This is a genomic window from Streptomyces sp. CNX435, from assembly GCF_059570575.1.
In genome coordinates this window covers 139,819-151,958 of sequence record NZ_JCANTA010000004.1, presented here as the reverse complement: position 1 = coordinate 151,958, position 12,140 = coordinate 139,819, and the positions used below count along the sequence as shown (strand labels likewise).

The window sequence follows — 12,140 nt, the reverse complement described above, 5'->3', positions numbered from 1 at the left end:
GATGGAGATGACGAGCGAGGCGGAGGCCGGGGGGACGACTCAGGAGTCCGAGCCACGCCTGGTGGACAGCTTTCTGCTGGCGTCCTTCCCCTGGTACGGGCTGGACGGCGCGTTCGCGGGTCCGCGCTGGCTGCAGTCGACCGGCGGCGACGGCGGCGTGGAGCACGGCACGGTGGGCCACGGGGACATGCCCTCGTACCTCGCCGAAGCCGGCATGCGCGAGCACCGCTTCGCGGTGGTCGTGACCGTCGCGAGCCGCCCCGTGCGGCGCAGCGCGGACGGTACCGGGGTGCTGGAGGCGACGTCCGTGTCGTCCGCGGCCTGGCTGGCGGGCTCCGGGCTGCTGTCGTGCACCTGGCCGCCGCAGATGGAGCGCCAGATGCGCGAGGAGTGGCTGGACCAGCAGACGTCGGTGGCCTGGGAGCTGGCGGACGACCTGGAGGGTCCCGGCTGGTCGGCGCTGTCGCTGCCGGTCGACGGCGAGGCGACCCAGTTCCACTACCGCGAGTCGGAGTTCGGCTGGGTGCTGGCGGGGACGACGCCGAACCAGGTGCACCTGGGCGCGTACGGCCGCGGCATGAGCGCGTACGGGCTCGCGTTCTCGGTGATCAAGGACATCACGGCGTACGAGGACCGCCGCGGGTAACCGCCCCCGGCGGTGCGGGGCGCGGATCGCGTACGGGCCGCGCCCCCCCCAGCCCGCGCTCGGCGGCGCCGAACGCGGCGCCCGGAACCGGCGGCGCCCGGGAAACCGGCGCTCAGAACTTGTTGCGCGGCGTGACGCCCAGCGACATGCCCGCGAGCCCACGGGGCCGCCCGCCCAGCTGCGCCGCGATGTCGCGCAGCGCCGTACCCGCCGGGGAGTCCGGGTCGGTCAGGACGACCGGCTTGCCCTCGTCGCCGCCGGCCCGCAGCGTCACGTCGATCGGGATCGCGCCCAGCACCGGCACCTCCGCGCCGGTCGTGCGCGTCAGCCCCTCGGCGACCTGCTTGCCGCCGCCGGTGCCGAAGACGTCGACCATCTCGCCGCAGTGCGGGCACGGCAGGCCCGACATGTTCTCCACGACGCCGACGATCTTCTGGTGCGTCTGCACGGCGATCGCGCCGGCCCGCTCGGCGACCTCGGCCGCGGCCTGCTGCGGCGTGGTGACGACGAGGATCTCGGCGTTCGGCACCAGCTGCGCGACGGAGATCGCGATGTCGCCGGTGCCCGGGGGCAGGTCGAGGAGCAGCACGTCGAGGTCGCCCCAGAAGACGTCCGCGAGGAACTGCTGCAGCGCGCGGTGCAGCATCGGGCCGCGCCAGACGACCGGCGTGTTGCCCGGCGTGAACATCCCGATGGAGATGACCTTCACGTCGTGCGCGGTCGGGGGCATGATCATGTCCTCGACCTGCGTGGGCACGGCGTCCGTGCCGAGCATGCGGGGCACGGAATGGCCGTAGATGTCGGCGTCGACGACACCCACCTTCAGCCCGTCGGCCGCCATCGCCGCCGCCAGGTTGACCGTCACGGACGACTTGCCGACGCCGCCCTTGCCGGACGCCACCGCGTACACCCGGGTCAGGGAGCCGGGCTGGGCGAAGGTGATCTCGCGCTCCGCCTTGCCGTCGCGCAGGGAGGCGGCGAGCGCCTTGCGTTGCTCGTCGCTCATCACGTCCAGCTCGACGGTGACGGACGTCACACCCGCGACCTTCTCGACCGCGTCGGTGACCCGCGAGGTGATCGTGTCCCGCATCGGACAGCCGGCGACGGTCAGGAAGATCCCGACGGCCACCGAGCCGTCTGTCCCGATCTCGACCGACTTGACCATGCCGAGGTCGGTGATCGGCCGGTGGATCTCCGGGTCGTTCACCGTCGCGAGCGCGGCGCGCACCGCCTCATCTGTGACAGCCATGGCACCAGCCTACGGCCGAGTGCCGCGGGCGGGGAAAGCCAGGTGCCCGGGCGCCCGGTACGCTGCCGCACGTGATGAGGAGATCGGCCTTCCGGATAGTGCTGTTCGCTGTCTCCGCCGCCGTTCTCGCGGGCTGTTCCGAGGACGGTCCGGAGGCGGGCGAAAACGGTGTCGGAAAGCTCGCTCCCGAGAGCATCAGGTCCAAGGCGGAGCGGGCGGCGACGGGCGCGAGTTCGGTGCGGCTGGCGGGCACCCTCGTGAGCAACGGCGAACCGGTGAAGCTGGACATGAGGCTGTCGTCGGCCGGCGGGGTCGGCGAAGTGTCCACCGGGGGCATGACGTTCTCCCTGCTGCGCGACGAGAAGGACCTGTACCTGAAGGCCGGCGACGAGTTCTGGCTGCACCAGGACGACGCCGGGGGCGACGGCGGCAAGGGCGACGAAGACGGGGACGGGGGCGGCAAGCCCTCAGAGTCCGACAAGGCGGCGGCACGGAAGCTCGACGGCAAGTACGTGAAGGTGCCGCCCGAGGACACCGCGTACCAGCAGCTCAGCGGCTTCACCGAAATGAAGGTGCTGCTCGACGGGCTGCTGAAGCTCGACGGCGAGCTGGCCACGGAGGACAACGGCGAGGTCGACGGCTTCACCACGATCCGGGTGACGGCCGACGACGGCGAGGGCGGGGCGCTGGAGGTGGCCCTGGAGGGGCGGCCGTACCCGCTGCTGCTGGAGCGTGCGGGGGACGCGGGCGAGCTGCGACTGGTGGACTGGGACGAGGAGTTCGAGGTCAACGCCCCGCGCAAGGAGGACGTCGTGGACTACGGGAAGCAGATTTCGGCGAGCTGACCCGGCCCGGGTCGTACGGGCCTCACCGTCGTACGGACCTCGTCCCGCGGCGGCGGACGTCGTCCCGTACGACCCGTACGAACCGTGCCCCCCGCTCAGCCGCGCCGCCGCCGCCCGAACAGCAGCCGCGGCAGCGCCGCCGGCGCCGGCCGCCGCGTCGTCGCCGGGGTCGCCGGCGGCGGGGCGGCCAGCGAACCGGAGGGCAGCGCCTCCCCGGTGACCGCCGCGCCGTCCCGGGCCAGCCGCAGCACCCGGCTCTCCCGCGCCCAGCGCTCGGTGACGTGGTCGGCGTCCACGGCGTTGAGCCGCTTGCCCTTCAGCTCCGCCACCGCCGCCCGCCACACCTCGCTCTCCGGCGCCAGCTCGGTCACCCGGGCCGGCCAGGCGACCAGCCGCCCGCCCTTGTCCTTGCTCCGCGCGTGCACCGTCACCAGCGCACCGTCGGCCAGCCCGAGCCCGTCGAGCGGCTGCTCGGCCGGCCCGTCGCCGACGAGGTGGACGGCGCCGTCGAGCCAGACGTGCCACAGCGCGCGCTGCGTGCCGTCGGGGCCCTCGATCCAGACGAGCCCGGACTTCTTGGCGGCCTCTTCGGCGAGGGCGGCGGCGATCGGCTCCATGGGGCACGAGCGTAGCCGCCGGAGCCCGGGGCCGTACCGCCCCGCGCCGCCCCGTGCCGCCGCGGCTACAGCCAGCCGTTGCGGCGGAAGCCGTGGTGCATGGCACCGCAGATGACGAGGATCACCGAGACCACCAAGGGATAGCCGTACTCCCAGGTCGTCTCCGGCATGTGGTCGAAGTTCATGCCGTAGATCCCGGCGATCATCGTGGGCACGGCGAAGATCGCCGCCCAGGACGTGATCTTCCGCATGTCCGCGTTCTGCGCCACGGTGGCCTGCGCCAGGTTGGCCTGGAGGATGGAGTTGAGCAGCTCGTCGAAGCCGACCACCTGCTCGTGGACGCGCGCGACGTGGTCCGCGACGTCCCGGAAGTACTTCTGGATCTCCGGCTCGACGAACCTCATCGGCCGCTCGGACAGCAGCTGCATCGGCCGCAGCAGCGGCGCCACCGCCCGCTTGAACTCCAGCACCTCGCGCTTGAGCTGGTACACCCGCCCCGCGTCGCTGCCGCGCCCGCTGCGGCCGTCGCTCGGCGAGAAGACGTCGATCTCGACCTCGTCGATGTCCTCCTGGACGGCGTCGGCGACGACGATGTAACTGTCGACGATCTGGTCGGCGATGGCGTGCAGCACCGCGGACGGGCCGGTCGCCAGCAGCTCCTGGTCCTGCTCCAGCCGGGCGCGCAGCGCCCGCAGCGAGCCCTGGCCGCCGTGCCGGACGGTGATGATGAAGTCCTGGCCGGTGAAGCACATCACCTCGCCGGTCTCCACCACCTCGCTGGTGGCGGTGAGTTCGGCGTGCTCGACGTAGTGGATGGTCTTGAAGACGGTGAACAGCGAGTCCTCGTACGGCTCCAGCTTCGGCCGCTGGTGGGCGTCGATCGCGTCCTCGACGGCCAGCGGGTGCAGGCCGAACTCCTGGGCGATGCCGGCGAACTCGCGCTCCGTCGGCTCGTGCAGCCCGATCCAGGCGAAGCCGCCCTCGGCGCGCACCCGGCGCATCGCCTGGGCCGGGGAGAGCCGCTCGCTGATGCGCCGGCCGCCGCGGTAGACGGCGCAGTCGACGACGGCGCTGCCGGTGGCCGGGTCGCGGGTGGGGTCGTAGCCGTGGACGGACTGGCCCCGGCGGCTGCGGGCGGGACGGACGACGGCTCGCAGGTCACGGATCATCGACATGGGCGAACTCCTTCACGCTCCTGCCGGGCGCGGGCCAACGCTGCCGGGAATGGGGATCTACGCAGAGGTACACCCACAAAGCGGGCACCGCTGAGCGCGCCGACGGCACGTCAGTGGATTACGACGGAAAGTGCATGCTCAACCGCAGGGCGCCGGAGGGTGCGGCCGGAGCCGGCCTGGAAGGAAGTCCCCGCGACGGTGCGGGAGGAGGCCGGAGAGCGTCAGCGAACGCCGGGCCGGGCGGGCGAGCTGTCGGTACTGCAAGGTCGGCTGGGATCCACCGCAGTCCCCACCTCCTCCGGCCGGGCCCTGTCGAAGGGCGTGAATGTCGAAGCTGTGCCGGCACGGTGCGTACGACGCGCATCAAGCCGACATGCAAGGCTACCAGCCGCCGGTGAACCGACCGCGCGGCCGTGACGGCTTCCGGGCGCCTAGGCTGAGGCACATGGCGTACGACGACGTGCTGGCGCAGGTGGAGCGGCGGCTGACCGGGGCGTTCGGCGAGCCGGACGCCCGGGCCTCGGTGACCTTCGTGGGTACGGACCGCATCGAGGTGGTGCGTTTCACGTCCGCCACCGCCGAAGGCGAGCCGCTGCTGCGCTACGCCACCCTCGGCATGTCCGCGCAGCCCATGACCGACCCCGCGCAGGCCCTGGCCGACCCGCTGCGCGGCCCGCGCGCCGAGCTGCTGCTGACCGTACGGGCCGGGCACGCCGACACGGACAAGGTGCTGCGCCCGCTCGCCGTCCTCGCCGCGTCGCCGCAGGTGGAGGGCGTCGTCGTGGCACCGGATGCGTCGCTGGAGGTGGGGGAGCCGCTCTGGCCGGGGGCGCCGTTCCGCGCGGTGCTGGTCGCGGAGCCGGGCGGGCTGGTGGCGGACGTGGCGCTGCCGGCGCCGCGGGATCCGGTACGGGTCCTGCCGCTGCTGCCGATGACGCCGAACGAGGCGGCGTGGAAGCGGGTGCACGGCGCGGCGGCGCTGCGCGAGCGCTGGCTCGCGGCGGGGACGGACCTGCGCGACCCGTTGCGCCGCGGGGTGGACCTGGGGGCGTAGGCGCTCGTCGTACGGGACGGGGCGGGACGGGGCGGGGGGCGGCGAACGCGCGGGGGCGCCCGGCCGGGCGGCCCCGGACGGGTGATCGTCCTTGACGATGCGGCGGCCGGGGAGGACCGTGGGTGGCTATGAGGGGCGAACCCAGTTGCCCGAAGTGCGGCGGGCGGGTCCGGGCGCCCGGTCTCTTCACCGACTCCTGGCAGTGCGAGCGGCACGGACCCGTGCAGCCGCTGCAGCCCGTCATACCACCCAGCGTCGAGGCGCTGGGCGTGGTGGTGCACCGGGCCCAGGTGCCGGTGTGGATGCCGTGGCCGCTGCCCCTGGGCTGGCTGTTCACCGGGGTCGCCAACGCGGGCGACGACCGCAGCGGCGGCCGGGCCACCGCCGTCGCGTGCTCGGGACCCGGGCCGCTGGGCGGACCCGGCGAGCTGGTCCTCGTCGCCGAGGAACTGGGCGTCGGCCTCGGCGCGCGCTTCGCCGGCGTGCAGGGCCCCGACCCCGGGCCGGGGATGTGCACGGACAAGCCGCCGGACGCCAAGGTCATCGCCGCCGGCCGGCCCACCCCGCTGTGGCACGTCGGCGGGGTACCCGTGGACCGTGCCGTCTTCGCCGGGGAGGCGCGGGGACTGTGGCTGTGGGCGATCGTCTGGCCGGAGCAGTCCGGCCTGCTGCTCTACGACGAGCTGGTGCTCACCGACCTGCGCGACGCCGGCGCGGAGTTGGAGCTGCTGCCCTGCGGGGCGCTGTCGCCGCGGCTGCTTTAGCAGAGGGGCGGTGCCCCGGAACCCGCCTTGCCCGGTTGGACATCTGCCCGGGCCCCTAAGCTGGGTGCCTTCCAGCGACCCCGAACCCGTGCGAGGTACCGTCCGTGCGCATCGACCTGCATACCCACTCCGCCGACTCGGACGGCACGGACACCCCCGCCGAGCTGGTGCGCAAGGCGGCGGCCGAGGGGCTGGACGTCGTCGCGCTCACCGACCACGACGGCGTCGGCGGCCACGCCGAGGCGATCGAGGCGCTGCCCGACGGGCTGACCCTCGTCCCCGGCATGGAGCTGTCCTGCGACCTCGACGGCGTCAGCCTGCACATGCTCGCGTACCTCTTCGATCCCGAGGAGCCGGAGCTGACCCGCGAGCGCGACGCGGTGCGCAACGACCGGGTGCGCCGGGCGAAGCTGATGACCGAGCGGCTGATCGAGCTGGGCGTGCCGATCACCTGGCAGCGGGTGCGGGAGATCGCCGGCGAGGGCGCCATCGCCCGGCCGCACGTGGCCAGCGCGATGGTCGAGGCGGGCATCGTCGCCTCGGTGGGGGACGCGTTCACCGACGAGTGGATCGGCTCCGGCGGCCGGGCGTACGTGGAGAAGCACGAGCTGGACCCCTTCGACGCCATCCGCCTCATCAAGGGCGCCGGCGGCGTCACGGTCTTCGCCCACCCCCTGGCCGTCAAGCGCGGCGTGTGCCTGCCGGAGAGCGCCGTAGCGGAACTGGCCGCCGCCGGCCTCGACGGCATCGAGGTGGACCACATGGACCACGACGAGGAGACCCGCGCCCGCCTCCGCGGCACGGCCGCGGACCTGGGCCTGCTGGCCACCGGCTCCAGCGACTACCACGGCGCGCGCAAGACCTGCCGGCTGGGCGAGTTCACGACCGCCCCGGAGGTGTACGAGCAGATCGTGGACCGCGCGACGGGAGCAGCCCCGGTGCGGCGCTAGCCACCCGCCGGGGCGCGCGGGACGACCAGTCTCGTGGCCGTTTCGAGGGCCAGGTCCCACGGGTATGCGTCCGGTCGGCCCTTGCCTGGTTCGTTCGGCACGAACCCGCCTTCGCCGTAGAGGACATGCACGCCCATGGCGCGAAGCGTCTCGATGCTGCGCGTGAACTGGGTGTGCTGCACATAGGCCGCGTTCACGCACGGCATGGTCACCAGCGGGATGTTCTTGCCGATCCCCTCGGCGGCGAACCCGACGACGAACTTTTCAGTGATCCCCAGTGCCCACTGATTGATGGTGTTGAAGGTGGCAGGGGCGATGACGCCGACGTCGGCAGGCGGCCAGACGTCCGGTTCATGAGGCAGCTTGTACTGGCTGCGGACCGGATACCCGGTCAGCTCCTCCAGCCGGGGCACTTGGTCGTCCAGCCATCGGGCGGCGGTGGGGGTGAGCCCGAGACACACGTTCCATCCCCCCGCCTGTGCGCGTTTGATGACGTCCTCGACGTCGAGCACGGGCGGAGCGGCGCTGCCCAGCAGGTAAAGCACGCGGTTCCTGGCCATTGGCGCAGTTCATCGTGCGGGGCCGGGTGGGCGCAACCGGGAACAATCGTCTCCGACGGCGCCCCGGCGGGTAGCTTCGGGGGAGGAGTGACGGAACGGAGCCCTATGCCCTTTCGCGGCGAAGATCACACGGGGGCGCGCATCGCGCACCACCGCAAGCGTGCGGGACTGACCCAGCGCGCCTTGGCCGACAAGATCCCGTACTCGTACAGCCTGCTCACTCAGGTGGAGAGCGGCCACAAGCCGGCGAGCCCCGACTTGGTGGCCACGGTGGCGCGTGCGTTGGCCATCGACGTGACCGCCCTGACGGGGCAGCCGTATGTGACCGAACTCCAGCAGGACAGACTCGCCGGGCTGATCCGGCCGATTCGCGAAGCGCTCGATCTCTACGACCTGGGCGCCGACCCGGACATTGATCCGAGGCCGACCCTCCAACTCGTAGCCGCTGCGGAGAACCTGTGTCAGCAGGTAAGAGCCACCAAGCTCCATGACGCCGCGCTGGACCTGCCAGGGCTGATCGCCGAGATCACCACGGCCGCGCACCGCGCGCCGTCGTCGGAGCTGTGGGCCGCACTGTCCAGCACCTTCCGGACCGCCCATGACATCTCGGTGAAGCTCGGCTTCTACGACCTGTCCACCGTGGCGCTGGACCGGATGGACTGGGCCGCCTCCCGCGCGGCGGATCCGCTCTTGGGCGCGGTACGCCAGTACATGCGTGCGCTCGTGTACTTCCGCGAGGGTGAGTACACGATCGGCCGGCGGCTCGTCTCGTCCGGTCACGGGCTTCTGAGCCAGGCCACCCCGTCGAGAGAGCGGGAGGTGGTGGCCGGGCAGCTCCACCTGGGCGCCTGCATCATCGCGGCTCGCGCCCGCGACAGGGGCGCCGTAGAGACGCATCTTGCCGAGGCCCGTGCCCATGCGGAACGTGTCGGTGAGGCCACAGACGTGCACTGGCTGTCCTTCGGCCCGACCAACGTCGCGGCGCACGCTGTGTCGGCGAACATCGAACTCCGCGAGTACGGGGAGGCGTTGAAGGAAGCGGCAGAGGTGGTGATCCCGAAGGACTGGGCGGTTTCCCGCGCCGCGCACTTCTACGTGGACAAGGCTCGCGCCCAGATGGAAGCGGGGCGCAGCGAAGCCGCCTTGAAGTCGATCAGCCAGGCACGCCGGCTGGCGCCTCAGCAGACCCGCTATCACTCGGGGGCACGCGAGACGATCAGAGGGCTTGTCCACCTGGCCCGGCGTACCCCGGACACGTTGGATCACCTGGCAGCTTGGGTCGGTCTGTAGTCATCACACTCCGTGGCCCCGACTTTCACTGAACTGTGAAAGTCGGGGGCTGTTCACGTCATCAGGATGGATCACGGCCGGTCGAGTGACCGGGACCCGATGGGCGGCCCGAGACCAACGTTCTGAGGCGATGACCGATGTCTGCGACGACGACGAGTAAGGCCCGTGACGCCGACGACCGCGTGATGACGTGGCAGTGGCGCCGGCATCCTCGGTGTGTGGCGTTGGCGCGGGCGCAGGTGCGGAAGGCTGTGACCGGGTGGGGGATGGCCGGGATCGAGGAACCGGCTGCGCTGGTGGTCTCGGAGTTGGTCACGAACGCCGTCGTTCACGCCCGTGTGCCGCCGGGGAGGGAGATCCTGACGCGGTTCGTCCGACAGGACGACGGGGTGCGCATCGAGGTACACGACGCCTCCGACGAGCGGCCGGTGCCGCGCACGCCGGATGACGACGGTGGGTTCGGGCTGCTCCTGGTCGATGAGCTGACCGACCGGTGGGGCGTCGCGGAGCGCGGTGGGATTGGTAAGTGCGTCTGGGCGGTGCTGACCACCGACGAGGGGGCGAAGTGATCCCACGGAAGGTGAGGGCGATGCGGCGGGCGGCAAAGGCTGATCGGTGTGGCGGACCGCGGCGTGCGGGCTTCGCCGTCGCCAGTCTCACAGAACGCGGGGGACGTCCCGGATCCGAGAACCGGCACCGGGTTCGCTAGATCGCAGGCGGCGTCACGGCGTTCAGCCGGCGGGCGTGAGGTGACAGGCGCCTCCGTCACACCCCGAGGCCGCGCGCGCCCGGGCCACGCTCACCCAGGCGGTCGCCGGTGTTGGCCAGCTCGCACTTGTCGATCGACAGGCAGCCGCAGCCGATGCACTCGGTGAGGTTGTCGCGCAGCCGCTCCAGCCGGCGGATGCGGGTGTTGAGGTCGTTGCGCCAGCACTCCGACAGCCGCGCCCAGTCCGCGCGGTTGGGCGTACGCCCCTCGGGCAGCAACGCGAGCGCCTCGCGGATCGCCGCCAGCGGGATGCCCACGCGCTGCGAGGCGCGGATGAACGCGACTCTGCGCAGCGTGTCCCGGGAGTAGCGGCGCTGGTTGCCGGTGGTGCGGCGGCTGCTGATCAGGCCCTGGCGCTCGTAGAAGCGCAGCGCGGACTGGGGGACTCCGCTGCGGTCGGACAGCTCGCCGATGGTGGCTTCCTTGGCCTGCGGGGACAGGTGGTGCGTCATACCCGCCAGCGTAACCCGACCTCAACCGCGGTTGAGGTTCGACGACGGGCGGTTACCAGCCTCGGGGAACGTCGGTACAGCCGCTGGCGCTGAGCGATGGTGCCCCTCCCCGTCGCCGTGGCCTGTGGCCGCATGCGCATCCCCGCGCACCCGCCCCCAGCGCGTGTCGGTGCGGGGACGATGCGCGGCCGAGTAGCGCAGACCCCTTCAGACGCCTTCCTCGCGGACAGGGGTGACGATCTCGTCGACAAGCCAGCGGGCGGCATGGTCCGGATAAGGGCGGGGCAGAGCGAGCACGACGTGCCGGATGCCGGCAGCGGCGAGTGCGCGGACGTGGGCGCGGGTGGCGGCCGGGTCGGCGTAGTCGACGATGATCTGCGCGGAGCGGGTGATCTCGGCGGGGTCGCGGCCGATCGTCGCGCAGTGCGTGTCCAGGGCGCGGGCGCGCTCCGCGATCCAGTCGGTGCCGTTGTGGGGCGGGCCGGGGACGTTCCAGATGTCGGCGTGTTCGGCGACGATGCGCAGCGTGCGGTCGCCCCAGCCGCCAAGCAGCAGCGGCGGGCCGCCGGCCCGGACCGGGCCGGGGCCGTTGCGGGTGCCGTGCAGGGTGGTGAAGTGGCCGTCGTGATCGAAGACCTCCTCGGTCCACATGCGGCGCAGAATGTTGATCGTCTCGGTGAGGCGGGCCAGGCCCTCGCGGGGACTCGGGAGTGGGAGGCCGTAGGCGGCGTACTCGGCGACGGCCGGGTTGGGGCCGTCGGGCTGTCGGGTGCCGCCGACGCCCAGGCCCATGATCAGGCGCCCTTGGGAGATCACGTCCACGGTGGTGGCGATCTTTCCGAGGTGTGCGGGGGCGCGCAGTCTGTTGCTGGTGACGAGCAGGCCGAGGTGGAGTCGAGTGGTGCGAGCGGCCAGCGCGGCCAGCAGTGTCCAGCCTTCCAGTACGGCGCCGCCGGGCGGTCCGGCCAGCGGCATCAGGTGGTCCCACAGCCAGGCGTCGTCGAGTTCGGGCAGTCCGTCGGCCTCCTCCCAGACGCGGAGGATCTCATCGTAGGCCAGGTGCATGGGCGTTGTCTTGACGCCGAAGCGGAGCGCGCGGTGGGGCACATCAACAGGCATAGCCATCAGCATAGGCGATCGTCAGGTTTGCTGACGATCAGCACTTGGTTAGAATGTCGCAATGGCGGAGAGTGGCGACGACGGGGCCGCGGTCGAGGAGCTGCTCGGCACGCGGCTGGGCTACCTGCTCAAGCACACGCAGCTACGGCTGGCCGAGCACGCGGGGCCCGCACTGGCCCCGTTCGGGCTGGATGCACGGGAGTTGGCGGTGCTCGCGGTGCTGGCGGCGGGCCGCCCGCTGTCGCAACTCGAAGCAGCGCGGCGGCTGGCCGTGGACCGGACGACGATGGTCGCGCTCGTCGACGCGCTGGAGGGCAAGGGCTTGGTGGAGCGGCGCCGCAGTGAGGAGGACCGCCGCCGCAACGTTGTTGAGTTGACGGAGCGGGGCAGGCGGGTGCGGGCCGATGCCGAGGACGCCCGCGAGGCGACGGAACGCGAGTTCCTCGCCCCACTCGGCGCGAAGGACGCGGCGCGGCTGATGCAGTCGCTTCGGGTGCTGACCAGAATTCCGAACAGACCCTGAAGGCCCTCACCCATCCCTCCGGCGGGTTGCCAGGGCGGGGGCGGACAGGTGCAGCACTTCATAGCGGACGCCCGGTGACCCCCGAGGAAGCCGACCTCCGGCAACGCCTTGCGGACCGGGTCCTCCA

At 72.3% G+C, this 12,140-nt stretch carries 14 protein-coding genes; 8 read left to right on the top strand and 6 right to left on the bottom strand.

The genetic code is table 11. The features are described 5' to 3' along the window. Position 1 precedes the first annotated feature (1 nt). A complete protein-coding gene (locus T328_RS09660) occupies positions 2–646 on the top strand; it encodes a hypothetical protein (RefSeq protein ID WP_496495522.1) in 645 nt (214 codons plus the stop codon). A gap of 112 nt (positions 647–758) precedes the next feature. On the opposite strand, the gene T328_RS09655 is transcribed toward T328_RS09660, so the two are convergent. After that, the gene (locus T328_RS09655) at positions 759–1,895 is read right to left on the bottom strand and encodes an Mrp/NBP35 family ATP-binding protein (protein ID WP_496495521.1); all 1,137 of its coding nucleotides are present in this window, start codon (positions 1,893–1,895) and stop codon (positions 759–761) included. Between the two features lie 95 nt (positions 1,896–1,990). On the opposite strand from T328_RS09655, the gene T328_RS09650 reads away from it, so the two are divergent. Then, on the top strand, positions 1,991–2,740 hold the full coding sequence (locus tag T328_RS09650) for a hypothetical protein (RefSeq protein ID WP_496495749.1): 750 nt from the start codon (positions 1,991–1,993) through the stop codon (positions 2,738–2,740). A 95-nt stretch (positions 2,741–2,835) separates the two neighbouring features. Here the strand turns inward: T328_RS09650 and T328_RS09645 are convergent, their stop codons facing one another. Continuing rightward, complete coding sequence (locus T328_RS09645; protein ID WP_496495520.1) at positions 2,836–3,357, bottom strand: hypothetical protein; 522 nt, start codon at positions 3,355–3,357, stop codon at positions 2,836–2,838. 65 nt (positions 3,358–3,422) lie between these two features. After that, positions 3,423–4,532 (bottom strand): magnesium and cobalt transport protein CorA, encoded by a 1,110-nt coding sequence (locus T328_RS09640; protein WP_496495519.1) that lies wholly within the window; start codon positions 4,530–4,532, stop codon positions 3,423–3,425. A 445-nt stretch (positions 4,533–4,977) separates the two neighbouring features. On the opposite strand from T328_RS09640, the gene T328_RS09635 reads away from it, so the two are divergent. The 3 genes from T328_RS09635 (at position 4,978) to T328_RS09625 (ending at position 7,300) form a co-directional block, all read left to right on the top strand. Further along, positions 4,978–5,586, top strand: coding sequence for a suppressor of fused domain protein (locus T328_RS09635; RefSeq protein WP_496495518.1), 609 nt, complete (start codon positions 4,978–4,980; stop codon positions 5,584–5,586). Positions 5,587–5,714: 128 nt separating this feature from the next. After that, the gene (locus T328_RS09630; protein ID WP_496495517.1) at positions 5,715–6,350 is read left to right on the top strand and encodes a DUF6758 family protein; all 636 of its coding nucleotides are present in this window, start codon (positions 5,715–5,717) and stop codon (positions 6,348–6,350) included. A 104-nt stretch (positions 6,351–6,454) separates the two neighbouring features. Further along, the gene (locus T328_RS09625) at positions 6,455–7,300 is read left to right on the top strand and encodes a PHP domain-containing protein (protein ID WP_496495516.1); all 846 of its coding nucleotides are present in this window, start codon (positions 6,455–6,457) and stop codon (positions 7,298–7,300) included. Here the strand turns inward: T328_RS09625 and T328_RS09620 are convergent. Then, positions 7,297–7,860, bottom strand: coding sequence for a flavoprotein (locus tag T328_RS09620; RefSeq protein ID WP_496495515.1), 564 nt, complete (start codon positions 7,858–7,860; stop codon positions 7,297–7,299). The genes T328_RS09625 and T328_RS09620 overlap by 4 nt on opposite strands. Before the next feature lie 105 nt (positions 7,861–7,965). On the opposite strand from T328_RS09620, the gene T328_RS09615 reads away from it, so the two are divergent. Continuing rightward, positions 7,966–9,150 (top strand): helix-turn-helix domain-containing protein, encoded by a 1,185-nt coding sequence (locus tag T328_RS09615; RefSeq protein WP_496495514.1) that lies wholly within the window; start codon positions 7,966–7,968, stop codon positions 9,148–9,150. Between the two features lie 137 nt (positions 9,151–9,287). Beyond that, on the top strand, positions 9,288–9,719 hold the full coding sequence (locus T328_RS09610) for an ATP-binding protein (protein ID WP_496495513.1): 432 nt from the start codon (positions 9,288–9,290) through the stop codon (positions 9,717–9,719). A gap of 196 nt (positions 9,720–9,915) precedes the next feature. On the opposite strand, the gene soxR is transcribed toward T328_RS09610, so the two are convergent. Together soxR and T328_RS09600 are read right to left on the bottom strand one after the other, a co-directional pair. Next, positions 9,916–10,371, bottom strand: coding sequence for a redox-sensitive transcriptional activator SoxR (soxR, locus tag T328_RS09605; protein ID WP_496495512.1), 456 nt, complete (start codon positions 10,369–10,371; stop codon positions 9,916–9,918). A 207-nt stretch (positions 10,372–10,578) separates the two neighbouring features. Next, on the bottom strand, positions 10,579–11,490 hold the full coding sequence (locus T328_RS09600; RefSeq protein WP_496495511.1) for an LLM class flavin-dependent oxidoreductase: 912 nt from the start codon (positions 11,488–11,490) through the stop codon (positions 10,579–10,581). A 61-nt stretch (positions 11,491–11,551) separates the two neighbouring features. On the opposite strand from T328_RS09600, the gene T328_RS09595 reads away from it, so the two are divergent. Further along, the gene (locus tag T328_RS09595) at positions 11,552–12,013 is read left to right on the top strand and encodes a MarR family winged helix-turn-helix transcriptional regulator (RefSeq protein WP_496495510.1); all 462 of its coding nucleotides are present in this window, start codon (positions 11,552–11,554) and stop codon (positions 12,011–12,013) included. Positions 12,014–12,140: the final 127 nt, after the last annotated feature.

Excerpts from the sequence above, each read along its gene's own strand:
- T328_RS09660 (WP_496495522.1), top strand. The coding sequence starts at position 2 with ATGGAGATGACGAGCGAGGCGGAGGCCGGGGGGACGACTCAGGAGTCC.
- T328_RS09655 (WP_496495521.1), bottom strand. The coding sequence starts at position 1,895 with ATGGCTGTCACAGATGAGGCGGTGCGCGCCGCGCTCGCGACGGTGAAC.
- T328_RS09645 (WP_496495520.1), bottom strand. The coding sequence starts at position 3,357 with ATGGAGCCGATCGCCGCCGCCCTCGCCGAAGAGGCCGCCAAGAAGTCC.
- T328_RS09640 (WP_496495519.1), bottom strand. The coding sequence starts at position 4,532 with ATGTCGATGATCCGTGACCTGCGAGCCGTCGTCCGTCCCGCCCGCAGC.
- T328_RS09635 (WP_496495518.1), top strand. The coding sequence starts at position 4,978 with ATGGCGTACGACGACGTGCTGGCGCAGGTGGAGCGGCGGCTGACCGGG.
- T328_RS09630 (WP_496495517.1), top strand. The coding sequence starts at position 5,715 with ATGAGGGGCGAACCCAGTTGCCCGAAGTGCGGCGGGCGGGTCCGGGCG.
- T328_RS09620 (WP_496495515.1), bottom strand. The coding sequence starts at position 7,860 with ATGGCCAGGAACCGCGTGCTTTACCTGCTGGGCAGCGCCGCTCCGCCC.
- T328_RS09615 (WP_496495514.1), top strand. The coding sequence starts at position 7,966 with ATGCCCTTTCGCGGCGAAGATCACACGGGGGCGCGCATCGCGCACCAC.
- T328_RS09610 (WP_496495513.1), top strand. The coding sequence starts at position 9,288 with ATGTCTGCGACGACGACGAGTAAGGCCCGTGACGCCGACGACCGCGTG.
- soxR (WP_496495512.1), bottom strand. The coding sequence starts at position 10,371 with ATGACGCACCACCTGTCCCCGCAGGCCAAGGAAGCCACCATCGGCGAG.
- T328_RS09600 (WP_496495511.1), bottom strand. The coding sequence starts at position 11,490 with ATGCCTGTTGATGTGCCCCACCGCGCGCTCCGCTTCGGCGTCAAGACA.
- T328_RS09595 (WP_496495510.1), top strand. The coding sequence starts at position 11,552 with ATGGCGGAGAGTGGCGACGACGGGGCCGCGGTCGAGGAGCTGCTCGGC.